Source organism: Variovorax sp. Varisp53 (genome assembly GCF_059491555.1).
This window is the reverse complement of sequence record NZ_CP168512.1, coordinates 663,048-685,451: the sequence shown is the minus strand read 5'-3', so window position 1 is coordinate 685,451 and position 22,404 is coordinate 663,048. Positions and strand designations below refer to the sequence as shown.

Below are 22,404 nucleotides of genomic sequence, written 5' to 3'. Positions count from 1 at the left end.
CCGCAGGTGTTGCCCCCTGCAAGGGGGTTGGCGCAGCGACACGAAGTGCGCGAAGCCTGGGGGTTTGCTCAAACCCTTTCGAAGATCCCCGCGGCGCCCTGGCCCATGCCCACGCACATCGTGACCATGCCGTACTTGAGGTTCTCGCGGCGCAGCGCATGCACCACAGTCGCCGAACGGATGGCGCCGGTCGCGCCGAGCGGATGGCCCAGCGCAATCGCGCCGCCCATCGGGTTGACCTTCGACGGATCGAGGCCCAGCGTGTTGATCACCGCAAGCGATTGCGCGGCGAAGGCTTCGTTGAGCTCGAACCAGTCGATGTCCTCGTGCTTCAGGCCGGCATAGCGCAGCGCGGCCGGAATCGCCTCGATCGGGCCGATGCCCATGATGTGCGGCGGCACGCCCTTGCTGGCGAAGCTCACGAAGCGCGCGAGCGGCGTGAGGCCGTACTGCTTCACCGCCTTCTCGCTCGCGAGGATCAGCGCGCCGGCGCCGTCCGAGGTCTGCGAGCTGTTGCCGGCCGTGACCGTGCCGCGCGCGGCGAACACGGTGCGCAGCTTGGCGAGGCCTTCGAGGCTGGTGTCGGGGCGCGCGCCTTCGTCGAGGTTCACCGTGCGCGTCTTCGCGATCGACTCGCCGGTCTCCAGGTTGGGCGTGCGGTCGGTCACCTCGATGGGCGTGATCTCGTCCGCGAACTTGCCGGCCTTCTGCGCCGCCAGTGCCTTCTGGTGCGAGGCGAGCGCGAATTCGTCCTGCGCCTCGCGGCTCACCTTCCACTGCTGCGCGACCTTCTCGGCCGTGAGGCCCATGCCGTAGGCGATGCCCACGTCGCCTTCGCGCTCGAAGATGGAGGGCGACAGCGAGGGCGAGTTGCCCATCATCGGCACCATGCTCATGCTCTCGACGCCGGCCGCGATCATCACGTCGGCTTCGCCGACGCGGATGCGGTCGGCCGCCATCTGCACAGCAGAAAGGCCCGAGGCGCAGAAGCGGTTCACGGTGATGCCGCCGACGCTGGTCGGCAGGCCCGCCAGCACGGCGCCGATGCGCGCGACGTTCAGGCCCTGCTGCGATTCGGGAATCGCGCAGCCGCAGATGATGTCTTCGATGGCCTTCGGGTCGAGACTGGGCACTGCGGCGAGCGCGGCGCGCAACGTGGTCGCGAGCAGGTCGTCGGGGCGGTAGTTGCGGAAGTAGCCGCGGTGCGACTTGCCGATGGGGGTGCGGGTGGCGGAGACGATGTAGGCGTCTTGAATCTGTTTCATGGATGGCTCCTGGATTTGGCTCCTTCCCCCTCTGGGGGAAGGTTGGGATGGGGGCAAGCGGCCGTCAATTCACCCAGTCGATTGACGATGGCCTGCAACACCCCTTCAAAATTGACAAACGGATCGTTCGATCCAAATCGCAGCACGTCGAACCCTTCAGCGCGCAGGAAGGCGTCGCGTCGTGCGTCATAAGCTTCTTGCGTCTGGTGCTGCGATCCGTCGAGTTCGACGATCAGCAAGGGATCAAGGCACGCGAAGTCGGCGATGTAGTTTCCAATGGGATGCTGGCGACGAAATTTCACCCCCAGTTGCTCGCTTCGAATCCCGCTCCAGAGCCTGCGCTCGGAATCGGTCATCTCGCGTCGCAGGACGCGGGCGTTCTGCTGTGCTTTGGGAGTGGATTGGTTTTGCATAGGCCGATGCCCCCATCCCGGCCTTCCCCCAGAGGGGGAAGGAGGAAGAGGGAAACCTCGTCAGTTACGCACCGGCTTCCCCGTGCTCAGCATCCCCATGATCCGCTCCTGCGTCTTCGGATGCACGATCAGCGAGCAGAACGCCTTGCGTTCCAGCGTCATCAGGTACTCCTCGGTCACGAGCGATCCCGCATCCACATCACCGCCAGTCACCACGTTCGCGATCAGGCTCGCGATGTGGAAGTCGTGCGCGCTAATGAAGCCGCCATCGCGCATGTTCACGAGCTGGCCCTTGATGGTCGCGGCGCCGCTGCGGCCCGCCACGCGGAAGCTGCGGCGCAGCGGTGCGCGGTAGCCGGCGTCGGCCATGGCCTTGGCCTGCTGCAGCGCCACGTACAGCAGCTCGTCCTTGTTCGGCACGATCACGTCGCTGTCGAGCAAATACCCGAGCTTCTTCGAGTCGAGCGCGCCGGTGCCCACCTTCGCCATCGCGGCCGCGGTGAAGCCTTCGGTGAGGAACGGCAGCAGGTCAGTGCCGGTGGAGGCCGAGGCGTTCTCGGCCGCGCGGCGCGCGATGTAGGTCAGGCCGCCCGCGCCGGGGATCAGCCCCACGCCGACTTCGACCAGGCCGATGTAGCTCTCCATTGCCGCGACCCGTTTGGCCGAGTGAATGGCCAGCTCGCAGCCGCCGCCCAGCGCCATGCCGCGCACCGCGGAGATCACCGGCACGCTGGCGTAGCGGATCTTGAGCATCACGTTCTGCAGCTCCTGCTCGGCACCCTCCACCGCGCCGATACCGGCGACCACGAAGGCCGGCAGCATCGCCTGCAGGTCGGCGCCGACCGAGAACATCTCATCGGGCGACCAGATCACGAGGCCCTTGTATTCCGCTTCGGCCAGGTCGACTGCGGCGCCCAGCGCCTCGGCCACGTCAGGGCTGATGGCGTGCATCTTCGAATGGATGCTCGCAATGAGCACTTCACCATCCAGCGTCCACACGCGCACATCGCCTTCGTCGCTGATCGTCGTGCCTGCCGTGTTGGCGTCGGCTGCATTCGCACCGAGCACGCTTTCCGGGAACAGCTGGCGGTCATGCACGGGCAGCTTGCGCTGCGGCACGAACTTGTTCTGCGACGCGCTCCACGAGCCTTCGGGCGTGTGCACGCCGCCGGCCTCGGCCACCGGGCCCTCGAACACCCACTTGGGCAACGGCGCGCTGCTCAGCGCCTTGCCGGCGTCGATGTCTTCCTGCACCCACTTGGCGACCTGCGCCCAGCCGGCTTCCTGCCAGAGCTCGAACGGGCCCTGCTTCATGCCGAAGCCCCAGCGCATCGCGAAGTCGATGTCGCGCGCGCTCTCTGCGATGTCGCCCAGGTGCACGGCGGCGTAGTGGAAGCCGTCGCGCAGGATGGCCCAGAGGAACTGGCCTTGCGGCCCTTCGCTCTCGCGCAGCAGCTTCAGGCGCTCGCCCGCGGGCTTCTTCAGCATGCGGCCATACACTTCGTCGGCCTTGGCGCCGGCGGGCACGTACTCGCCGCTCTTCAGGTCGAAGCGCAGGATGTCGCGGCCGGCCTTCTTGAAGAAGCCGGCCTTGGTCTTCTGGCCCAGGTTGCCGAGTTCGAGCAGCTTGGCGAGCACCGGCGGCGTCGCGAAGTTGGCGTAGAACGGATCGCTCTCGGCGTTGAGGTTGTCCTGCAGCGTCTTCACGACGTGGGCCATCGTGTCCAGGCCCACCACGTCGGCGGTGCGGAAGGTGCCCGAGCTGGCGCGGCCCAGCTTCTTGCCCGTGAGGTCGTCCACCACGTCGGGCGTGAGGCCGAACTTCTCGACTTCCTTCAGCGTGGCCAGCATGCCGGCGATGCCGACGCGGTTGGCGATGAAGTTGGGCGTGTCGTGCGCGCGCACCACACCCTTGCCCAGCGTGCTGGTGACGAAGGCCTCGAGGTCGTCGAGCACCTGCGGTTGCGTGGTGGGCGTGTTGATCAGCTCCACCAGGAACATGTAGCGCGGCGGGTTGAAGAAGTGAATGCCGCAGAAGCGCGGCTTCAGCGCTTCGGGCAGCGCCTCGCTGAGCTTGGTGATCGAGAGACCGGATGTGTTCGAGGCCAGGATCGAATGCTTGGCCACGTGGGGCGCGATCTTCCTGTAGAGATCGAGCTTCCAGTCCATGCGCTCGGCAATGGCTTCGATGACGAGGTCGCACTCGCCGAGCTTGGCGAGGTCGTCTTCGTAGTTGGCCTGTTCGATCAGACCCGCGTCGGCCACGTCGCCGAGCGGCGCGGGCTTGAGCTTCTTGAGGTTGTCGATGGCGCGCGCGACGATGCCGTTCTTCGGGCCTTCCTTCGCGGCCAGATCGAACAGCACGACGGGCACGCGCACGTTGACGAGATGGGCCGCAATCTGCGCGCCCATCACGCCGGCGCCGAGCACGGCGACCTTCTTCACTTGAAATCGAGACATGTTGCTTGGTATTTCTTGGATAGGTTGCGCGCAGGCTTGTTACTGCGCGCGGTTCCAGGTTTGGGTACGCCAGAACGGGCCCAGGTAGCCGCGCACCTCGAGCTTCTTGCCGCCCTCGATGGGCGTGAAGCTCGCGCGGTATTCCTTGCCGTTCTCGGGGTCGAGGATCTTTCCGCCTTCCCAGACGTCCTTGTTCTCGGCCTTCTTGCCGCCGCGGATGATGTCGAGGCCGACCATGGGCTTGTCCTTGCGGTCGTCGCTGCATTCGCTGCAGACCGCGCCGGGCTTGGCATCCTTGCCCAGCGCCTTCTCGATGCGCCCGGACAGCGCGCCGTGGGTCTCCGCGATGCTGATCTCGGCCTTGACCTCGCCGGTCTTGTCGTCCACGTTGCGCCACAGGCCCACCGGCGTGCTCTGGGCCACGGCCGAAACGGCCGTGACGGTGAACAGGATGGCTGCGAGTGTTGTTTTCATGATCGGCGACTCCTGGAGTTGAAGGAAGACGAGACGGAACTACCGCTCAGGCCAGTGCCGCGTCGGTGTCCATCAGCACCTTGCTGCCGGCGCGCGCGGTGCGCATCAGCGTCGCGGTCTCGGGGAACAGCTTGGCGAAGTAGAAGCGCGCGGTCTGCAGCTTGGCGACGTAGAACGGGTCGGTGTTGCCGGCCGCAATTTCGCGCAGCGCAACCTGCGCCATGCGGGCGAACAGGTAACCGAACACGAAGTGGCCGGCCACGCGCAGGTAGTCGACGGCGGCGGCGCCCACTTCGTCGGGGTTCTGGAAGCCCTTGAAGCCGATCTCGGTCGTGAACTTGGTGAGCTGGTCGCCCAGCATCGCGATCGGGTTGATGAACTCGGCCATCTTCTCGTTCACGCCCTCTTCTTCCACCAGCTTGCCCACGAGCTTGCCGAACTTCTTCAGCGACGCGCCGTTGTTGCCCAGCACCTTGCGGCCCAGCAGGTCCAGCGACTGGATGGTGTTGGTGCCTTCATAGATCATGTTGATGCGGTTGTCGCGCACGAACTGCTCCATGCCCCATTCCTTGATGAAGCCGTGGCCGCCGAACACCTGCATGCACGAGTTGGTCGCGATGTGGCCGTTGTCGGTGATGAAGGCCTTGACGATGGGGGTCAGCAGCGCGACCAGTTCACCGGAGTCCTTGCGCACCTTCTCGTCGGGGTGGTTGTGCTCCTTGTCGAGCAGCAGCGTGCAGAAGATCTGCAGCGCGCGGCCGCCTTCGGCGTACGCCTTGGCGGTGAGCAGCATCTTGCGCACGTCGGGGTGCACGATGATCGGATCGGCTTCCTTGTCCTTGGCCTTCACGCCCGAGAGCGAGCGCATCTGCACGCGGTCTTTCGCGTAGGCCAGTGCGTTTTGATAAGCCACTTCGGTCAGGCCGAGCGACTGGTTGCCCACGCCCAGGCGCGCGGCGTTCATCATCACGAACATCGCGGCCAGGCCCTTGTTGGGCTCGCCCACCAGCGTGCCGGTGGCGCCTTCGATCACGATCTGCGCGGTGGCGTTGCCGTGGATGCCCATCTTGTGCTCCAGGCCAGCACAGAAGATCGGGTTGCGCTCGCCGAGCGAGCCGTCGGCCTTGACCTTGAACTTCGGCACCACGAACAGGCTGATGCCCTTGCTGCCCTTGGGCGCGTCGGGCAGGCGGGCCAGCACCAGGTGAATGATGTTGCTCGTCATGTCGTGCTCGCCGGCCGAGATGAAGATCTTGTTGCCGGTGATGCGGTAGGTGCCGTCGGGCTGCGGCTCGGCCTTGGTGCGCAGCAGGCCGAGGTCGGTGCCGCAATGGGGTTCGGTCAGGCACATGGTGCCGGTCCACTCGCCGCTCGTGAGCTTGGGCAGGTAGGTCTTCTTCTGTTCGTCGGTACCGTGCGCCACCAGCGCTTCGTACGCGCCGTGCGAGAGGCCGGGATACATGGTCCAGGCCTGGTTGGCGCTGTTGAGCATCTCGAACAGGCATTGGTTCACCACGAAGGGCAGGCCCTGGCCGCCGAAGGCAGGGTCGCACGACAGCGCGGGCCAGCCGCCTTCGACGTACTTGGCGTACGCGTCCTTGAAGCCCTTGGGCGTCTTCACTTCGTGCGTGGTCTTGTCGAGCACGCAGCCTTCTTCGTCGCCGCTGATGTTCAGCGGAAAGGTCACCTCGGCAGCGAACTTGCCGGCTTCCTCGATCACCGCGTTGATGGTGTCGGCATCGGTCTCGGCATGGGCCGGCAGCGCCTTGAGTTCCTCGGCGACGTTGAGCACTTCATGCAGCACGAACTGCATGTCGCGCACGGGTGGGTTGTAGGTAGGCATCCGGGACTCTCCTGGTCGAAGCTAGATAGAAAAAGAAAAAGGGGAAAACAGAAAAGGGGACAGGCCGCGCGCCTCAGCGCACGGTCTTGAGGCGGCGGGCCGCCGGCGCGGTGGCCCCGGCCTTCGGCGCGTCGGGCGTGGCGCTGCGCGCGAGGATGTTGTCGAAGCCGACGTTGGCGCGGCCGATGGAGCCAGGCACCTGAAGAAAGCGAGCTTCGTAATGCAGCGCGAGGATCAGGCCGTGGATCTCGAACGCCACCTGGCGCTCGTCGGCGTCGGCGCGCAGGTGGCCTTCGCTCTGTGCCTGCACGATGGCGCGCAGCACGGCGGCCTGCCAGATGCTGACCGACTCGACCAGCGCGTCGCGCACCGGACCCGGGCGGTCGTCGAATTCGGAGGCGCCGCTGATGTAGATGCAGCCCGAGTCGATCTCGGTCGAGGTGCGCTTCATCCAGTTGGCGAACATGGCGCGCAGGCGCGGCAGGCCGCGCGGCGCCTGGAGGGCGGGAAAGAACACCTCCTGCTCGAAGCGCGCGTGGTATTCGCGCACCACCGAGATCTGTAGTTCCTCGCGCGAGCCGAAGTGGGCGAACACGCCCGACTTGCTCATCTTGGTGATTTCGGCCACGGCGCCGATCGACAGGCCCTCCAGCCCGATCTGCGCGGCCAGCGCCAGCGCGGCGTCGACGATGACGGCCTTGGTCTGCTGGCCCTTCTGGGCGGCGCGGACGGGCTTGGCGGAAACGGCTGTGGCGGACATCGTGGAATTTCCCTGCAAAAAACGAACGGTCGTTCTATTTTGCAGGGCTTTGCACTTTCGGCCACAAGAAACCTTCAGCGTTTGAAGGTTAATTGACGCGGGACGGGGGCGCCACCGGCCCCGTCCCTGCCACTTTCTTTCAGAACTCCTGCGACACCGGCCGCAGCACGACTTCGTTGATGTCCACGTTCGCCGGCTGTTCCACCGCGTAGACGATGGCGCGCGCCACCGAATCCGCGGGGATCTGGTTGGCGTCGTAGAACGCCTTCACGCCAGCCGCGCTCTCGGCATCGCTGCTGCCGAACTTCAGCTCCGAATCGACCGCCCCGGGCGACACGATGGTCACGCGCACGCCGCTGTTGCCCACCTCCACACGCAGGCCCTCGGAGATGGCGCGCACCGCATGCTTGGTGGCGCTGTACACCGTGCCGATGGGCGTGAACACCTTCAGCCCCGCAATGGAAGCGACGTTGACGATGTGCCCGCTGCCCTGCGCCTGCATGCGCGGCAGCACAGCGGCAATGCCGTAAAGCACGCCCTTGATGTTGACGTCGATGGTGCGGTCCCACTCGTCGACCTTGAGTTTCTCGAGCGGCGACAGCGGCATCACGCCCGCGTTGTTGACCAGCACGTCGATGCGGCCGAAGGCTTCGATGGTGGCGGTAGCGAGCTTGTCGAGTTCGGCGCGCTTCGACACGTCGGTCGCCACGGCGATGGCCTCGCCGCCGGCTTCGCGGATCTCGGCGACAAGCTTGTCGAGCCGGTCGGTGCGGCGGGCCGCGAGCACCACCTTGGCGCCGCGCGCGGCAAGGTGGCGCGCCGTCGATTCGCCGAGCCCGCTGCTCGCGCCGGTGACGATGGCGACCTTGCCCTTGATGTTGTCTTGAACGGATGTCATGGGAAATTCCTTTCGGGTGTGTTGAAGAAGTGCGTGCAGTGTGGAAAATCCAGGAATTCCAGTAAATGAAACTCTGTCGACTTCAGAATTCCTCAAAAAGGAACACCCCGTGTCCAACCGCCTCGAAGCCCTGCGCGTCTTTTTCACCGCTGCCGATGCCGCCAACTTCCGCGAAGCTGCGGTGCGCCTGTCCGTGTCGCCGCAGGTGGTGACGCGTGCGGTGCGCGAGCTGGAAGAAGAACTGGGCGAGCCGCTTTTTCACCGCAGTACGCGCGGCGTGCAGCTCACCGACTTCGGCCGGCAACTCGCGGAGCGGGCGCGCGTGGCAGTGGGCGGCGTGGACGACCTCTTTCACCGCACCGACAGGCGCGCGCCGTCGCAACACGCGGGCACGGTGCGGGTCACTGCGCCGGGCATCTTCGGGCGCCGGCTCATTCCGCAGGCGCTGGCGCCGATGCTCGCCGCACACCCCGGCCTGGTGCTGGACCTGCGCGTGTCAGAGGAGCATGCCGACGTGGTGGATCAGCAGATCGACATCGGCGTGCGCGTGGGCCCGCTGCGCGACGCACGCTTCGTTGCGCGGCCGGTGGGAAAGATGGCGCTGCACGTGGTGGCCGCGCCCGCACTCGTCGCGCGCACAGGCGTGCCGAAGAAGCTGGACGCGCTCGCGGCGCTGCCGCTCACCGCGCTGATCGACCGCAAGTCGGGCCGCCCCTGGCCGCTGATCTTCAGCAAGGGGCGGCAGCTGACGGTAACGTCGCCGGCCTTCGTTACCGACGACTTCGATGCGGAGTGCGCCGCGGTGCTCGCGGGCTTGGGCTTCGCCCAGCTGATCGGGGCACTGGTCGAGCCCTGGCTCGAATCGGGCGCGCTGGTGCCGGTGCTCGAAGCCGACGCGCCGGAGCCGTGGCCGATCTATGTGTACCGCTCGCAGCGCGCGCCGGTGCCGGCGCGCGTGCGGCTGGTGTACGACGAACTGATCCGCGTGCTGCGCTGAACGCTACGGCAGGCCGCACGTCCTCTGCCACGCACCGGGCGTGAAGCCGAACTGGCGCGCGAAGATGCGCGTCATGTGGCTCTGGTCCGCGAAGCCGCTTGCAGCAGCGGCGTCCGCGAGGCCCGTGCCGCGGCGGATCAGGCCGCGCGCGCGTTCGGCGCGCTGCAGCAGGAGCCACGCGTGGGGCGGCACGCCATAGGCCTTCTCGAAGCGCCGCAGCACCTGGTACTTGCCGAGGCCGGTCATCGCGGCGAGTTCGTCGAGCGTGGGCGCGGCGAGCAGGTCGTCGGCGAGGCGCTCGCGCACCAGCCGCACATCGCCACCGATCTCGGGCAGCGCAACGGCGGTGGAATGCGCGTCGAGCAACACGCCGCAGACTTCGGCCAGCGATTCTTCGCAGGCCAGAGCTTCGGCGCCTGCGGAGTTGCCCGTGGCGCGGCGCCACTCGTCGAGGTGGGCGAACAGGCGGCGCAGCGTGTGGAGCAGCCGCGCGTCCTGGAGCACGGGCCGCGTGAATTCGATGCCGGCGTCCGCAACGCCTGCGCGCATGCCCGCCATCACGGCCGCATCGAAATACACCATGCGCCAACGCCGCGACGGGCCGCCGAGCGGCCGGCCGTCGTGCACTTCGCCGGGGTTGGTGGTGATCAGGTCGCCCGCATAGGCATCGACCTTGCCGCGGCCGCTGGCCGAGCTTTGCGCGCCATGGTCGAGCAGACCGACGCCGTAGGTCGAATGCCAGTGCCGGCCGTAGTGGCGGGCACTCTCGATCGCGGTGCCGTGCACGCCCTCCCAGGGCGTGCCGAACACCTGCGATCGATGGTCCGGCGGCGCGCTCATCCGCCAGATGATCTCAAAACGAGTCCTCTTCACGAGAACCACCGCGGAACCGGCTTTGCCGGGCCGCAGGTGGTGCCCCCGGTAGGGGGAAGGCGCGCGCGACACGAAGTGCGCGAAGCCTGGGGGCGAGTCAATCCAATCAGAGCTTGAAGGGAATCACTTCCTGGCGCTGTTCGCCCAGGCCTTCGATGCCCAGCGTCATCACGTCGCCCTTCTTCAGGAACAGCGGCGGCTTCATGCCCATGCCCACGCCAGGCGGCGTGCCGGTGGTGATGACGTCGCCGGGCATCAGGGTCATGAACTGGCTTACGTAGCTCACGATCTTGGCGACGCTGAAGATCATGGTCTTGGTGCTGCCCGTTTGCACGCGCTGGCCGTTCAGGTCGAGCCACATCGAGAGCTTCTGAGGGTTCTCGATTTCGTCGCGCGTGACGAGCCAGGGGCCGAGCGGGCCGAAGGTGTCGCAACCCTTGCCCTTGTCCCAGGTGCCGCCGCGCTCGATCTGGTATTCGCGCTCGCTGACGTCGTTGATGGTGCAGTAGCCGGCCACGTAGTCGAGCGCGCTCTTCTGCGACACATAGCGGGCGCGCGTGCCGATGACCACGCCGAGCTCGACTTCCCAGTCGGTCTTGACGGAGCCCTTGGGCAGCATCACGGGGTCGTTCGGCCCCTGGATGCAGCTGTTGGCCTTCATGAACACCACGGGCTCCTTGGGCACCGGCAGGCCGGACTCGGCCGCGTGGTCCGCGTAGTTGAGGCCGATAGCGATGAACTTGCCGACGTTGGCCACGGGGCTGCCGAAACGCGGCTTGCCCTTGACCCGCGGCAGCTTGTCGATCTTCTGCTTGCGCAGCTTGGCAATGGCGGCATCGCCGAGCTGGTCGGGACCGATGTCCTTGACGACCGCGCTCAGGTCGCGGAGTTGGCCCTTGTCGTCGATGAGGCCGGGCTTTTCCTTGCCGGGGTTGCCATAGCGGACGAGTTTCATGCTTTCCTTTCAGTGCATTGAATCAATACGTGGAGCGGCCACTGGAGAGGTCGAAGACCGCACCGGTGGCCCGCGAAGTCGAGCTGGTTCATATGGTGATGCCGCCGTCGACCGTGAAGGCCTGGCCGGTGGCGAAGATCGATTCGTCGCTCGCAAGGAACACTACCACCGGCGCGATCTCCTCGGCCTGCGCGAGCCGGCCCATGGGCTGGCGTGCGATGAAGGCCTTGCGGGCGGCGTCGGGGTCGGCATTGGCGTTGATGCGGTCGCCGAGCGAGGGCGTATCGACCGTGCCCGGGCACACCGCGTTGCAGCGGATGCCCCGGGCCACGTAGTCGGCCGCCACGCTCTTGGTGAGGCCCAGCACCGCCGCCTTGGTGGTGCCATAGACAAAGCGGTTGGGCAGCCCCTTCATGCTGGAGCACACGCTGGCCATGTTGATGATGCTGCCGCGCCCGGCCGCCAGCATGCCGGGCAGCACGGCCTGGATGGTCCACATCTGGGCGCGCACGTTGAGGCTGAAGGCGAACAGCAGCTCGTCGTCGGTGGCCTGCTCGATGGTGCCGTTGTGCACCACGCCCGCGCAGTTGAAGAGAACGTCGAGCGCGGGCAGCTTCGCCACCAGCGCGCCGATGGCGGCCTTGTCGAGCACGTCGAGCTTGAGCGCCGTGACGTTGGGCATGCCGGCGTAGCGTTCGAGCAGCTTTTCGTTGACGTCGGTGGCCCAAACCTGCGCGCCTTCGGCAGCCATGGCGAGCACGCTGGCGTGGCCGATGCCCTGGCCGGCGGCGGTGACCAGCGCGGTCTTTCCCTTCAATCTCATGGGTGTCTCCTCGGGTTAGGCCCGATGTTGATCCGGGCGGTGTATCGTATTCTGAATTGGCCTTACCACTTGTCCAATTCAGGACAACCCTTAACCCCTTCGATTTCTCCTTTTCGTTCCCGTGCCGATCCAGACCCTCGAACCCCAGCGCCTCTACCGCCAGATTGCCGAGCAGCTGCGCGTGCTCATTGGCAAGGGCGAGTTCGCGGTGGGCGCGCGCATTCCCGCCGAGCGCGACCTGGCCGCGCAGCTGGGCGTGAGCCGGCCCTCGGTGCGTGAGGCGCTGATTGCGCTGGAGGTCGAAGGCTGGGTCGAAATCCGCACCGGCTCGGGCGTGTACGTGCTCGACAGGTCGCACCGAGCGGCCCCGCCAGCCAACGGCGCAGCCGGCGTCGAATGGGGCCCGCTCGAAATCATCCGCGCGCGCCGCCTGGTGGAAGGCGAGACCGCCGCCACCGCCGCCCAGTACGGCAAGCGCAAGGACGTGGACGCCATGCGCCGCGCGATCCGCATGATGCGCGAGATGGCCGCTCGCAACGAGGTGCCGCACGAGGGTGATCGCGCCTTTCACCTGGCCATCGTCAACGCCTGCGACAACGTGGTGCTGACCGAGACGGTGCAGGGCTTCTGGGAGTCGCGGCACGGGCCGATCTTCGCCCGGATGATCGATTACTTCGAGACCATGGACTCGTGGCAGGCCGCCATCGGCGAGCACGAATCCATCCTCGACGCCATTGCGGCGCACGACCCGGCCGCGGCGCGCGACGCAATGCACCATCACATGGACAAGTTCCACCAGCGGTTCAGCGCGAGCTGGCGCCGCACCAAGGCCTCCTGACAAACATACAAGCGCCGGCAGACACTCACGATGACTCCCTACATCCGACTCCACCCCGCCGATGACGTCGTCATCGCGCGCTCGCAACTGCTCGGCGGCACCGTCGTCGAGAACGTGGCCGTGCGCGGCCTGATCCCGCCGGGCCACAAGATCGCCATGCGCGCCATCGCGCAGGGAGAGCCCGTGCGCCGCTACAACCAGATCATCGGTTTCGCGAGCAAGCCCATCGCCGCCGGCGAGCACGTGCACACGCAGAACCTCGACATGGGCCCGGACAAGGGAGATTTCGAACGCGACTACGCCTTCGGCGCCGACGTGAAGCCCGCGCCCGCCAAGCGCGAGGCCACCTTCATGGGCATCAAGCGCCCTGACGGCCGTGTGGCCACGCGCAACTACATCGGCGTGCTCACCAGCGTGAACTGCTCGGCCACGGCCGCGCGCGCCATTGCCGACCACTTCTCGCGCAAGACCAATCCGCAAGCACTTGCGGCGTTCCCGAATGTCGACGGCGTGGTCGCACTCACGCACGGCACCGGCTGCGGCATGGACACCGAGGGCATGGGCATGCAGATCCTGGAGCGCACGCTCACGGGCTATGCCACGCACCCGAACTTCGCGGGCGTGCTGGTCGTCGGGCTCGGCTGCGAGGCCAACCAGATCAACGCCTGGCTCGCGACCGGCCACCTGGCCGAGGGCGAGAACTTCCGCACCTTCAACATCCAGGACACGGGCGGCACGCGCAAGACGGTGGAGAAAGGCGTCGCGCTCATCAACGAGATGCTGCCGCGCGCCAACGCGGTGAAGCGCGAGCCGTGCAGCGCGGCGCACATCACCATCGGGCTGCAGTGCGGCGGCTCCGACGGCTACTCGGGCATCAGCGCCAACCCGGCGCTGGGCGCGGCGGTCGATTTGCTGGTGGCGCACGGCGGTACCGCCATCCTCAGCGAAACGCCCGAGGTGTACGGCGCCGAGCACCTGCTGACGCGCCGTGCCGTGAAACGCGAAGTCGGCCAGAAGCTGGTGGACCGCATCAAATGGTGGGAGCACTACACCGCCATCAACGAAGGCGAAATGAACAACAACCCTTCGCCGGGCAACAAGGCAGGCGGGCTCACCACCATCCTCGAGAAGTCGCTGGGCGCGGTCGCCAAGGGCGGCACCAGCAACCTGGAGGCGGTGTACGAATACGCGGAGCCCGTCACCGCGCACGGCTTCGTCTATATGGACACGCCGGGCTACGACCCGGTGAGCGCTACGGGCCAGGTGGCCGGCGGCGCCAACCTGATCTGCTTCACGACCGGGCGCGGCTCGGCGTACGGCTGCGCGCCCTCTCCCTCGCTCAAGCTCGCGACCAACTCGGCGCTGTGGCAGCGGCAGGAAGAAGACATGGACATCAACTGCGGCGAGATCGTGGACGGCACGACATCGATCCAGGAGATGGGCCAGCGCATCTTCGAGCTGGTGCTCGCGACCGCCTCGGGCGCGCAATCGAAGAGCGAGCAGCACGGCTACGGGCAGAACGAGTTCGTTCCGTGGCAGGTCGGCGCGGTGATGTGAATCCATCGACAAGGAACCCCATGGCCACACTCCCCTTCGGCTTCCTCGACGGCACCGGCTTCGAACACCTGGACCCTCGCTTCAAGACCTGCATTCCCGGCCCCGAGCGCGTGCAACGCCTGTGGACCGGTGCGCGCTGGTGCGAAGGCCCCGCCTGGTTCGGCGCGCACCGCACGCTGGTGTGGTCGGACATTCCGAACAACCGCATGCTGCGCTACGACGAGGTCAACGGCACGGTCGGCATCTTCCGCGAACCGTCGAACAACGCCAACGGCCACACCGTTGACCGCGAGGGCCGGCTCGTGAGCTGCGAACACCTCACGCGGTGCGTGACACGCACCGAACACGACGGATCGATCACCGTGCTGGCTTCGCACTGGCAGGGCAAGCGGCTCAACTCACCGAACGACGTGGTCGTGCATTCGGACGGCGGCGTGTGGTTCACCGACCCGAGCTACGGCATCCTCTCCGACTACGAAGGCCTGAAGGCGGACAGCGAGATCGGTGCCTGCCATGTCTACCGCATCGACCCCGCGAGCGGCGAGGTCGAGCGCATGGCCGACGACTTCGTGAAGCCCAACGGGCTGGCGTTCTCGCCCGACGAATCGCTGCTGTACATCGCCGACACCGGCGCGAGCCATGCAGCGGACGGGCCGCGGCACATCCGCAAGTTCAAGGTCGGAGCCGACGGCCGCACCTTGAGCGGTGGCGAAGTGTTCGCCGAATGCACCAGCGGCCTGTTCGACGGCTTCCGGCTCGACACCGAAGGCCGCATCTGGACTAGCGCGCTCGACGGCGTGCACGCCTACCACCCCGACGGCACGCTGCTCGGCAAGATCCTGCTGCCCGAGCGCGTGGCCAATGTCTGCTTTGGCGGGCCGAAGCGCAATCGCCTTTTCATCTGTGCGACCACGTCACTCTATGCCATCACGCTGAACGCGAAGGGAGTCTGATCCATGTCCAGAACACTGGAGGCCGATGGCCTGCAAGCCACCGTCGCCCGCATCCTCGAAGCCGCAGGCAGCACGCCGGCCGAAGCACAACAGGTGGCCGCCAACCTCGTGCTGGCGAACCTCAGCGGCCACGACTCGCATGGCGTGGGCATGCTGCCGCGGTACGTCGACGCGGTGGCCGAGGGCGGGCTGAAGCCGAATGCCGCCGTGCGCGTCAACCTCGACATCGGTACGCTGATGGGGCTCGACGGCCAGCACGGCTATGGGCAGATCGTCGGCGTGCAGGCGATGGAGCTCGGCATTGCGCGGGCGAAGCAGCACGGCAGTTGCATCTTCACGCTCTCGCATGCGCACCACCTGGGACGCATCGGGCACTTTGCCGAGATGGCGACGGCGCAGGGGCTGGTGTCGATGCACTTCGTCAACGTGCTGTCGCGTCCGGTGGTCGCGCCCTGGGGCGGCGGCGACGGGCGCTTCGGCACCAACCCGTGCTGCATCGGCATTCCGCTCGCGGGCGCGGACCCCTTCGTGCTCGACTACGCGACCAGCCGCGTCGCGCAGGGAAAGATGCGCGTGGCGCACAACAAGGGCGAGCGGGTGCCCGACGGCTACCTGATCGACGAGAACGGCGCACCAACCAACGACCCCGGCGTGGTGGTCGTGCCGCAGGGCAACGGCCTGTTCGGCGCACTCATGACCTTCGGCGAGCACAAGGGCTACGGCATGGCCGTGGCGTGCGAGCTGCTGGGCGGTGCACTCACGGGCGGTGGCACATGGCACCGGCCGGCCGACACGACCCGCACGGTGCTCAACGGCATGCTGACGGTGCTGATCGACCCGGCGCGCCTGGGCACGCAGACATCGTTCGACCAGGAGGCGCGGGAGTTCGTCGAATGGCTGCGGCAGAGCCCGCCGGGACAGGGCTTCGACGAAGTGCAGATTGCCGGCGAACCGGAACGCAAGGCGCGGGCTGCACGGCGGCGGGACGGGATCTGGGTCGATGAGGCGACGTGGGGGGAGATCGTCGCGGCGGGTGCCAAGGTGGGCGTGGCCATCGCGTAAGGGCTGACGCCGGCTAGCGGCGCACGCTTCGCGACTTCTGGCTCAGCACGAGCGCGATGCCTCCCAGGATCGCCACGGAGGCAGCCGCCAGCCGCGGCGTGATCGCCTCGGACAGGAACAGCACGCCACCGAACGCGGCCAGCAGCGGCACCGACAGTTGCACGGTGGCTGCCCGCATCGCCGAAAGGCGGCCCAGCACCGCATACCAGACGACATAGCCGAGACCCGAGGTCAGCGCGCCGGAAGCCACGGCAAGCGCAACACCGGTCGCGTCCGCATGCGTGCTTGCCACGAAGCCCAGGCTCAGCGCGAGTGCGAGCGGCACCGCCCGCGTGAAGTTGCGCGCAGTGGCGGCCAGCGGGTCGGCCACACCGCGGCCGCGCAATGAATACATGCCCCACGCCACGCCCGCCACTGCCATCAGCACGGCGCCAAGGAGCGGCGGCGCGGAAATCCCCGGGGACACCAGGTACACGAGTCCGACCACCGCCAGGGCGAAACCGAACCATGCAGCAGGCCCGAAGCGCTCGCCTGAGCCCAGACCCGCACCAAGCATCGTGAGCTGAACCGCACCGAACAGGATCAACGCACCCGTTCCCGCGGACAGGCTGAGGTAGGCGAAAGAGAAGAACGCGACATAGGCGAACAGCATGGCGGCGGCAAGCCAGTCGGCCCGCCCGGCCACAGACGGCCGCGCCCTGAGCCGCACGACGAGCGCGAGCGTGATCGCGCCGGAAACCAGCCTGATGCTGCCGAAGCTGGCGGGATCGATGCCCCGTTGCTGCAGCGCGAGCCTGCACAACAGCGAATTGGCCGCGAACGCGACCATGGCCACAGCGGTAAGGGCAATGGTCTGCAGGGTAGACGGGCCGCGGCGCCCTTCAGACATGGCTTCAGACATGCATCGCCACCATGAAGGCGGCCCAGCCCAGCAACGCGAACCCAAGCGGCGCGCTGAGACGATGGCCCCAGGGAACGTTCTTTTCTATCGCCATGACGGCCGCGAGCAGAAGCATCCAGCCGAGACTGCCGGTGCCGAGCGCGAACATCAACAACATCAGCGCCCAGCAGCAGCCGACGCAAAACAGGCCGTGGTGCGTGCCCAGCGCGAACGCCTGCCTGGCCTGCGCCTGCCCCCGCCAGTGCTCGACGACGAAGCTCAGCGGCGTGCGGCACTTCTCCAGGCACCGGTGCTTGAGACGGCTGAACTGGAAGGCTCCAGCCAGCGCGATGGTCGCGGCACCGAGCACCCAGCCGTGCCACGCCAGGGTCGGCGCGCTGGCGAGCAGGGCCAGCACCGCACTGTGGAGTGCGTGCGCCAGCAGCCCGAAGGCGCCCCACACCGCCATGTAGCCCAGCCCCAGCAGCACGAGAAGGCGCCCGTGATCCGGGCGCCCCTCGGTCAACCGGTCGAAGGCGTTGAACAACGGCAGCGTGGTCGGCAGCATCATGGCCGCCGTCATGAGAATCCACGAAGCGGCGTAGAGCACCATGGGCACGACCACGTCGCCGGCGGGAACGACCTGGCACAGGAACGCGGCCGGCCCCGATGCGGTCCAGTCGCCGTGTTCGAGATAGCGTCCGTAGGGACTGCGCGCCCAGGCCCACAACGCCATCCACGCGAGCGTGACCAGCGCAGCAAGCACCGGCAGGAACACACGGCGGTGACGCGAGACGTTGCGCGGCGGCGAGCCGGCCGCCGGGTTCATTGGGCAACCTTCGTGCTTCGCACTGCGGTGCGAGCTTGCTTGGGGCGACCCGGCGCGGCGCTCATGCGTCGAAGACGAAGGTGCTCTGCAGGGCGTTGTGGTTCTTGATGTCGAGGTCGATGCCCAGCGCAGCATTCTTCGACCGGTAGGTCGGGGCCTTGCCGACGAACACCGGCGCGCCCGGAACCGTCGAGAACACGGTGTCGGAAAGGGTGGTCTGGCCGCCGGTCGCGCCGCGGTAGGGCTCGAGTTCGGCGTAGTAGTCCTTGCCGATCTCCAGCTCGCCCTTGCCGTTGTTCACGGTGAAGCGGATCGGCGCCCTCTCGACCGACACGACCTGGCCGATGAGTTTGGCCAGGTCGGCAATCGGTCCGCCGGCCTGCCCGGTGTAGACCTTGAGCAGCGCTTCTTCCTGCTCCTTGGAGGCGCTTTCGTCGACGAAGATCGCCGCCGTCCAGTTGCCTTCCAGGATGTTTCCGGGCACATGCGCCACGGCCGCGATGGTGTTGCCGCCGACGTCGATGCCGTCGATCGTTCCCTTGTCGATGCGCCACGCGACGATCGTGTCGCAGGTGCCTCTGTCAGGATCCTCGCCGATCCAGCAGGGACAAAGGACGTTGCAGTTGCATACCTCGAGCAGGCGACCTTCCAGGTGATAGCTCATACGAACCTCCGTTCAAGAAGCCACACGAACACGGACTTGTCGCCGCGACGGGGCGGCAAGGGGCGCTGATCCTACGCTTCGCAACGAAGCAAGTCGAGCGCGATGCCGGGCCGCGCGCCGTCACCTGGGTACCCTGTCACCGGGGCGATGAGCCATCGCCCCGACAGGGACGAATCAAACGATCAATGCGATCGTTGCTTCGAGGTGCTCGGAAGGCGCGCGGCGGAAACCCGAGCGCGCAAAGCGCTGGAGCTGCCCGACCACGAAGGCCGTGAGCGCCGCGGCGCGGACCTGCGCATCGACGCTGGGCGTGGCTGAACCATCGGCCGCGGCGGCGCCGCGCAGCACCTGGCGCAGCGTGGCTTCGATCTTGTCGAAGAACTGGTTCATGCGCTGCTGCAGGCGCTCGTTTTCATAGACCAGCGCATCGCCCACCATGACGCGGGTCATGCCGGGGTTGCGCTCGGCGAACTGGACCAGCAGCGTGAGGATCTTGGCGGCCTGCTGGGCGCCAGTGGCGCCCTCGCGCTCCAGGATCTGGTTGACCAGCGTGAAGACGCTCTGCTCGATGAAATCGATCAGGCCCTCGAACATCTGGGCCTTGCTGGCGAAGTGGCGGTAAAGCGCGGCCTCGCTCACTTCGAGCCGCGCGGCCAGCGCAGCGGTGGTGACCCGCTCGGCGCCGGGCTGCTCGAGCATGGCGGCGAGCGCCTGCAGGATCTGCACGCGCCGCTCACCCGGCTTGGGGCGCTTGCGCGTCGGGGGGGTGAGCGTTTCCGCAGAGGTCTCTACGCCGGAAGCACTGGTCGTCTCTTCGTTCTGCATGGGAGCGCGTGCAAAGATGTAATCAATTGATTCTCGCACAGGGCTGTGAGCACGCGCCTTCCCGTTCAGCGCGCCCGAATCATCGTCCCGTAAGCCTGGTCGGTCAGGATCTCCAGCAGCATCGCGTGCGGCACCCGGCCGTCGATGATGTGCACCGCGTTCACGCCGCTCTTGGCCGCGTCGAGCGCGCCTTCGATCTTGGGCAGCATGCCGCCCGAGATCGTGCCGTCGGCGAACAGGTCGTCGATTTCGCGCGCGCTCAGGTTGGTGAGCAGCTTGCCGTCCTTGTCGAGCACGCCGGGCGTGTTGGTCAGCAGCATGAGCTTCTCGGCCTTGAGCACGGTGGCGAGCTTGCCGGCGACGACGTCGGCGTTGATGTTGTAGCTCTCGTTCTCCTCGCCGAAGCCGATCGGGCTGACCACGGGGATGAAGGCGTCGTCCTGCAGGGCCTTGACCACGCTGGGGTCGATGGAGACGATGTCGCCGACCTGCCCCACGTCATGGTGCAGGTTCGGGTCGGTGCGGTCGGCCAGCTTGAGCTTCTGCGCGCGAATCAGGCCGCCGTCGCGCCCCGTCAGGCCCACGGCCTTGCCGCCGGCCAGGTTGATCAGGCCCACGATGTCCTGCTGCACCTCGCCGGCCAGCACCCATTCGACGACTTCCATGGTCTCGGCGTCGGTCACGCGCATGCCCTGGATGAAGCTGCCCTTCTTGCCGAGCTTGTTGAGCGCCGCCTCGATCTGCGGGCCGCCGCCGTGCACCACCACCGGGTTCATGCCGACCAGCTTGAGCAGCACCACGTCTTCGGCGAAGTCGGCCTGCAGCGCCGGATCGGTCATGGCGTTGCCGCCGTACTTGATGACGATGGTCTTGCCGTGGAACTTGCGGATGTACGGCAGCGCCTGGGCCAGGATCTCGGCCTTGTCGCGGGGGGGGATGTTGAGGACGGGGTCGGTCATGGGCGGTCAGGCTCCAAAGCAGCAGTGGACGATCAGGTGAGGCTCAAATTCTCGCGCAATCGCGGTGACAGCCGACTGACTGCGCGGGAACACCGTGGAACCGGCTTTGCCGGGCCACCGGTGTTGCCCCCTGCAAGGGGGTTGGCGCAGCGACACGAAGTGCGCGAAGCCTGGGGGTGTGCCGGTTCACGGACGCAGCCAGCGCGGCACCTTGAAACGCACAATCATCAGGTACGCGCCCACATAGGTCGTGACAAACAGCAGGCAGAAGAACATCAGCACGATGGTGTTGTTCCAGAACAGCACGGCCGGCACCACCGACAGCGCAGCAAACATCCAGAGGTACGGCGAAGTGCGGTTGTTGCGTGCGAGCAGCTGCCGGGCCTCGTCGTCCGCGAAGGCCACGCGCACGATGCGGCGGAAGATCAGTTGGTGAAAGTGCAATGCGTCGGCCGTGCCCGGCGACTGGCCGCGCGCCAGCTTGCGGTAGATGGAGAACAGCGTCTCCCACACCGGGTAGATCAGCAACAGCATCGGGAACCAGGGCGACACCACGCGGTGGCGCTGCACCAGCGTCACGCAGGCCACGGCGATCACCATGCCCCAGACGTAGGCCCCGCCGTCGCCGGCGAAGATCTTGCCGCGCGGGTAGTTCCACACCAGGAAGCCGAATGTGGCGCCGACCAGGCAGATCACCATGGCCGCCAGCTGCCGGTCGCCGACCTGCAGCGCCACGTGGGAAATTGCCAGGCACACCAGCACGGCGACCGTGCCCGCGAGCCCGTTGTAGCCGTCGATGATGTTGAAGGCATGCGGCAGGCCGCCGATGGCCAGGGCCGCGAACAGCACGGTGGCAAAGGGAATCATCGCCAGCCAGCCGTCGACCGTTTCGGAGCCGGTTCGCGCCACGCCCAGCCCCAGCAGCCAGCACACGAGCAGCGCCGAGCCGATGGTGAGCCCCAGCCGGTAGCGCACCTTGACGTTCTGGGTGACGTCTTCGACGATGCCGCCCAGCACTGCCGGCGCGATGCACAACAACGTGAGCATCGAGGTCTTGACGGGCCACGACACGTTGAACGGATCGGTGCCGGTGACGCCGGCTGCCAGCCATGCCACGCCCATGCCCAGCAGGATGCCCGCACCGCCCAGGCGCGGCACATGGCCTTTGTGGAAGCGCTGAGGCATGTCGGCGCCATAGAGGCGGGCATGCCTGCGCGCGCGGCGCATGAACAGCTGGACCGCGAAAGCGGCGACGAAGAAACTGATGACGATCAGAGCAATCATGTGTGGGGGTTGGGGAACCCTAGAATTCCCGAGCGAAATTAGACCATGCCCACGCCTCCCTCCCCCGCCCCCCGATCACCATTTCAATCGTGAGCCACGGCCAGCTCCCGCTGGTGCTGCCGCTGCTCGAGCAGTTGGACCGCCACAGCCGAGCCGTCATTGACAAGGTCGTGCTCACATTGAACATCCCCGAGCCGGACGTGCTCGCTGACCGCAACTGGGGCTTCGAGGTGGAGCGGATCGGGAACGCGAGCCCCAAGGGCTTCGGCGCCAATCACAACCAGGCCTTCGAGCGCTGCGGCACGGCGTGGTTCCTGGTGCTGAACCCGGACATTCGCTTCGACAGCGACGTACTGACGCCGCTGCTGGCGCAAGCCGCGGCCGACGCCGGGTTGCTGACACCACGCATCCTGGAGCCGGGAAAGAACACACCGGAGCCGCACCGGGCCATGCTCACCCCCTTCGAGATCGTCGGGCGCAAGAAGCCCGGTTACGTGCGGCCCAGCGTGCCGGCGTGGATTCCAGGGCTGTTCATGCTGTTTCGCAGCGAGGCGTACCGGCAGCTCGGTGGCTTCGACGAGCGCTTCTTCATGTACGGGGAAGACTTCGACATCTGCGCACGCACCCGACTCGCTGGCTGGAAGCTGCAGGTGGGCGAAGACCTGGTGGCGCGGCACGACGCACAACGCGAAAGCCACCGGAGCAAGAAATACCTGTACTGGCACGTGACCAGCCTGCTGAAGGTGTGGCTGTCGGGGGCGTTCTGGCGGTACTGGCGGCTTCGCAGTTGAG

At 67.0% G+C, this 22,404-nt stretch carries 22 protein-coding genes; 6 read left to right on the top strand and 16 right to left on the bottom strand.

Features of this window, described 5'->3' with window-relative positions; all coding sequences use genetic code 11:
* Window positions 1-68: 68 nt before the first annotated feature.
* The 7 genes from ACEOAB_RS03045 to ACEOAB_RS03015 all read right to left on the bottom strand — a co-directional run bounded on the left by ACEOAB_RS03045 (window position 69) and on the right by ACEOAB_RS03015 (window position 8,113).
* Window positions 69-1,265: an acetyl-CoA C-acyltransferase gene (locus ACEOAB_RS03045; RefSeq protein WP_413750187.1), complete on the bottom strand. Its 1,197-nt coding sequence runs from the start codon at window positions 1,263-1,265 to the stop codon at window positions 69-71.
* Complete coding sequence (locus tag ACEOAB_RS03040) at window positions 1,262-1,621, bottom strand: endonuclease domain-containing protein (protein ID WP_413750186.1); 360 nt, start codon at window positions 1,619-1,621, stop codon at window positions 1,262-1,264. The genes ACEOAB_RS03045 and ACEOAB_RS03040 overlap by 4 nt, the downstream gene beginning before the upstream one ends.
* A 117-nt stretch (window positions 1,622-1,738) precedes the next feature.
* The gene (locus ACEOAB_RS03035; protein ID WP_413750185.1) at window positions 1,739-4,138 is read right to left on the bottom strand and encodes a 3-hydroxyacyl-CoA dehydrogenase/enoyl-CoA hydratase family protein; all 2,400 of its coding nucleotides are present in this window, start codon (window positions 4,136-4,138) and stop codon (window positions 1,739-1,741) included.
* Between the two features lie 39 nt (window positions 4,139-4,177).
* The gene (locus ACEOAB_RS03030; protein WP_413750184.1) at window positions 4,178-4,612 is read right to left on the bottom strand and encodes a DUF2147 domain-containing protein; all 435 of its coding nucleotides are present in this window, start codon (window positions 4,610-4,612) and stop codon (window positions 4,178-4,180) included.
* A gap of 46 nt (window positions 4,613-4,658) precedes the next feature.
* Complete coding sequence (locus ACEOAB_RS03025) at window positions 4,659-6,455, bottom strand: acyl-CoA dehydrogenase C-terminal domain-containing protein (protein ID WP_413750183.1); 1,797 nt, start codon at window positions 6,453-6,455, stop codon at window positions 4,659-4,661.
* Between the two features lie 73 nt (window positions 6,456-6,528).
* The gene (locus tag ACEOAB_RS03020) at window positions 6,529-7,215 is read right to left on the bottom strand and encodes a TetR/AcrR family transcriptional regulator (protein ID WP_056597587.1); all 687 of its coding nucleotides are present in this window, start codon (window positions 7,213-7,215) and stop codon (window positions 6,529-6,531) included.
* 139 nt (window positions 7,216-7,354) lie between these two features.
* A complete protein-coding gene (locus ACEOAB_RS03015) occupies window positions 7,355-8,113 on the bottom strand; it encodes an SDR family oxidoreductase (RefSeq protein ID WP_056597588.1) in 759 nt (252 codons plus the stop codon).
* 109 nt (window positions 8,114-8,222) lie between these two features.
* Between ACEOAB_RS03015 and ACEOAB_RS03010 the strand changes: the two genes are divergently transcribed.
* Complete coding sequence (locus ACEOAB_RS03010; protein ID WP_495653452.1) at window positions 8,223-9,110, top strand: LysR family transcriptional regulator; 888 nt, start codon at window positions 8,223-8,225, stop codon at window positions 9,108-9,110.
* A 3-nt stretch (window positions 9,111-9,113) separates the two neighbouring features.
* On the opposite strand, the gene ACEOAB_RS03005 is transcribed toward ACEOAB_RS03010, so the two are convergent.
* The 3 genes from ACEOAB_RS03005 to ACEOAB_RS02995 form a co-directional block, all read right to left on the bottom strand.
* Complete coding sequence (locus ACEOAB_RS03005; RefSeq protein WP_495653451.1) at window positions 9,114-9,950, bottom strand: AraC family transcriptional regulator; 837 nt, start codon at window positions 9,948-9,950, stop codon at window positions 9,114-9,116.
* A 139-nt stretch (window positions 9,951-10,089) separates the two neighbouring features.
* Window positions 10,090-10,938 carry a fumarylacetoacetate hydrolase family protein gene (locus ACEOAB_RS03000; RefSeq protein WP_413749934.1) on the bottom strand — a complete coding sequence of 283 codons (849 nt, stop codon included), beginning with the start codon at window positions 10,936-10,938 and terminating at the stop codon, window positions 10,090-10,092.
* Window positions 10,939-11,026: 88 nt separating this feature from the next.
* Window positions 11,027-11,761: an SDR family oxidoreductase gene (locus ACEOAB_RS02995; protein WP_056597592.1), complete on the bottom strand. Its 735-nt coding sequence runs from the start codon at window positions 11,759-11,761 to the stop codon at window positions 11,027-11,029.
* Between the two features lie 121 nt (window positions 11,762-11,882).
* Here ACEOAB_RS02995 and ACEOAB_RS02990 point away from each other — a divergent pair, with 121 nt between their 5' ends.
* Genes ACEOAB_RS02990 through ACEOAB_RS02975 form a run of 4 tightly spaced genes read left to right on the top strand, consistent with a single transcriptional unit; the run spans window position 11,883 to window position 16,171 of the window.
* Window positions 11,883-12,599: a FadR/GntR family transcriptional regulator gene (locus tag ACEOAB_RS02990; RefSeq protein WP_413749935.1), complete on the top strand. Its 717-nt coding sequence runs from the start codon at window positions 11,883-11,885 to the stop codon at window positions 12,597-12,599.
* Window positions 12,600-12,629: 30 nt separating this feature from the next.
* A complete protein-coding gene (locus tag ACEOAB_RS02985; RefSeq protein ID WP_413749936.1) occupies window positions 12,630-14,156 on the top strand; it encodes a UxaA family hydrolase in 1,527 nt (508 codons plus the stop codon).
* 20 nt (window positions 14,157-14,176) lie between these two features.
* Window positions 14,177-15,109, top strand: coding sequence for an SMP-30/gluconolactonase/LRE family protein (locus ACEOAB_RS02980; RefSeq protein ID WP_413749937.1), 933 nt, complete (start codon window positions 14,177-14,179; stop codon window positions 15,107-15,109).
* A gap of 3 nt (window positions 15,110-15,112) precedes the next feature.
* Complete coding sequence (locus ACEOAB_RS02975; protein ID WP_056597595.1) at window positions 15,113-16,171, top strand: malate/lactate/ureidoglycolate dehydrogenase; 1,059 nt, start codon at window positions 15,113-15,115, stop codon at window positions 16,169-16,171.
* 13 nt (window positions 16,172-16,184) lie between these two features.
* Here the strand turns inward: ACEOAB_RS02975 and ACEOAB_RS02970 are convergent, their stop codons facing one another.
* The 6 genes from ACEOAB_RS02970 to ACEOAB_RS02945 form a co-directional block, all read right to left on the bottom strand.
* Window positions 16,185-17,060: a DMT family transporter gene (locus ACEOAB_RS02970; RefSeq protein WP_413749938.1), complete on the bottom strand. Its 876-nt coding sequence runs from the start codon at window positions 17,058-17,060 to the stop codon at window positions 16,185-16,187.
* 4 nt (window positions 17,061-17,064) lie between these two features.
* Window positions 17,065-17,880: a DUF2182 domain-containing protein gene (locus ACEOAB_RS02965; RefSeq protein ID WP_413749939.1), complete on the bottom strand. Its 816-nt coding sequence runs from the start codon at window positions 17,878-17,880 to the stop codon at window positions 17,065-17,067.
* Between the two features lie 61 nt (window positions 17,881-17,941).
* The gene (locus ACEOAB_RS02960) at window positions 17,942-18,544 is read right to left on the bottom strand and encodes a DUF1326 domain-containing protein (RefSeq protein WP_056597598.1); all 603 of its coding nucleotides are present in this window, start codon (window positions 18,542-18,544) and stop codon (window positions 17,942-17,944) included.
* Between the two features lie 174 nt (window positions 18,545-18,718).
* Entirely contained in the window at window positions 18,719-19,369 is a 651-nt protein-coding gene (gene slmA, locus ACEOAB_RS02955) for a nucleoid occlusion factor SlmA (RefSeq protein ID WP_056597599.1), read from the bottom strand.
* A 65-nt stretch (window positions 19,370-19,434) separates the two neighbouring features.
* On the bottom strand, window positions 19,435-20,328 hold the full coding sequence (gene argB, locus ACEOAB_RS02950) for an acetylglutamate kinase (protein ID WP_495653450.1): 894 nt from the start codon (window positions 20,326-20,328) through the stop codon (window positions 19,435-19,437).
* Between the two features lie 186 nt (window positions 20,329-20,514).
* Window positions 20,515-21,612 (bottom strand): glycosyltransferase family 4 protein, encoded by a 1,098-nt coding sequence (locus tag ACEOAB_RS02945; RefSeq protein ID WP_056597602.1) that lies wholly within the window; start codon window positions 21,610-21,612, stop codon window positions 20,515-20,517.
* 89 nt (window positions 21,613-21,701) lie between these two features.
* Between ACEOAB_RS02945 and ACEOAB_RS02940 the strand changes: the two genes are divergently transcribed.
* Window positions 21,702-22,403, top strand: coding sequence for a glycosyltransferase family 2 protein (locus ACEOAB_RS02940; protein ID WP_495653449.1), 702 nt, complete (start codon window positions 21,702-21,704; stop codon window positions 22,401-22,403).
* Window position 22,404 lies beyond the last annotated feature (1 nt).

Bases quoted from the DNA above. Each gene is read 5' to 3' on its own strand.
- ACEOAB_RS03045 (WP_413750187.1), bottom strand. From the start codon at position 1,265: ATGAAACAGATTCAAGACGCCTACATCGTCTCCGCCACCCGCACCCCC.
- ACEOAB_RS03040 (WP_413750186.1), bottom strand. From the start codon at position 1,621: ATGACCGATTCCGAGCGCAGGCTCTGGAGCGGGATTCGAAGCGAGCAA.
- ACEOAB_RS03035 (WP_413750185.1), bottom strand. From the start codon at position 4,138: ATGTCTCGATTTCAAGTGAAGAAGGTCGCCGTGCTCGGCGCCGGCGTG.
- ACEOAB_RS03030 (WP_413750184.1), bottom strand. From the start codon at position 4,612: ATGAAAACAACACTCGCAGCCATCCTGTTCACCGTCACGGCCGTTTCG.
- ACEOAB_RS03025 (WP_413750183.1), bottom strand. From the start codon at position 6,455: ATGCCTACCTACAACCCACCCGTGCGCGACATGCAGTTCGTGCTGCAT.
- ACEOAB_RS03020 (WP_056597587.1), bottom strand. From the start codon at position 7,215: ATGTCCGCCACAGCCGTTTCCGCCAAGCCCGTCCGCGCCGCCCAGAAG.
- ACEOAB_RS03015 (WP_056597588.1), bottom strand. From the start codon at position 8,113: ATGACATCCGTTCAAGACAACATCAAGGGCAAGGTCGCCATCGTCACC.
- ACEOAB_RS03005 (WP_495653451.1), bottom strand. From the start codon at position 9,950: ATGAGCGCGCCGCCGGACCATCGATCGCAGGTGTTCGGCACGCCCTGG.
- ACEOAB_RS03000 (WP_413749934.1), bottom strand. From the start codon at position 10,938: ATGAAACTCGTCCGCTATGGCAACCCCGGCAAGGAAAAGCCCGGCCTC.
- ACEOAB_RS02995 (WP_056597592.1), bottom strand. From the start codon at position 11,761: ATGAGATTGAAGGGAAAGACCGCGCTGGTCACCGCCGCCGGCCAGGGC.
- ACEOAB_RS02985 (WP_413749936.1), top strand. From the start codon at position 12,630: ATGACTCCCTACATCCGACTCCACCCCGCCGATGACGTCGTCATCGCG.
- ACEOAB_RS02980 (WP_413749937.1), top strand. From the start codon at position 14,177: ATGGCCACACTCCCCTTCGGCTTCCTCGACGGCACCGGCTTCGAACAC.
- ACEOAB_RS02975 (WP_056597595.1), top strand. From the start codon at position 15,113: ATGTCCAGAACACTGGAGGCCGATGGCCTGCAAGCCACCGTCGCCCGC.
- ACEOAB_RS02970 (WP_413749938.1), bottom strand. From the start codon at position 17,060: ATGTCTGAAGGGCGCCGCGGCCCGTCTACCCTGCAGACCATTGCCCTT.
- ACEOAB_RS02965 (WP_413749939.1), bottom strand. From the start codon at position 17,880: ATGAACCCGGCGGCCGGCTCGCCGCCGCGCAACGTCTCGCGTCACCGC.
- ACEOAB_RS02960 (WP_056597598.1), bottom strand. From the start codon at position 18,544: ATGAGCTATCACCTGGAAGGTCGCCTGCTCGAGGTATGCAACTGCAAC.
- slmA (WP_056597599.1), bottom strand. From the start codon at position 19,369: ATGCAGAACGAAGAGACGACCAGTGCTTCCGGCGTAGAGACCTCTGCG.
- argB (WP_495653450.1), bottom strand. From the start codon at position 20,328: ATGACCGACCCCGTCCTCAACATCCCCCCCCGCGACAAGGCCGAGATC.
- ACEOAB_RS02945 (WP_056597602.1), bottom strand. From the start codon at position 21,612: ATGATTGCTCTGATCGTCATCAGTTTCTTCGTCGCCGCTTTCGCGGTC.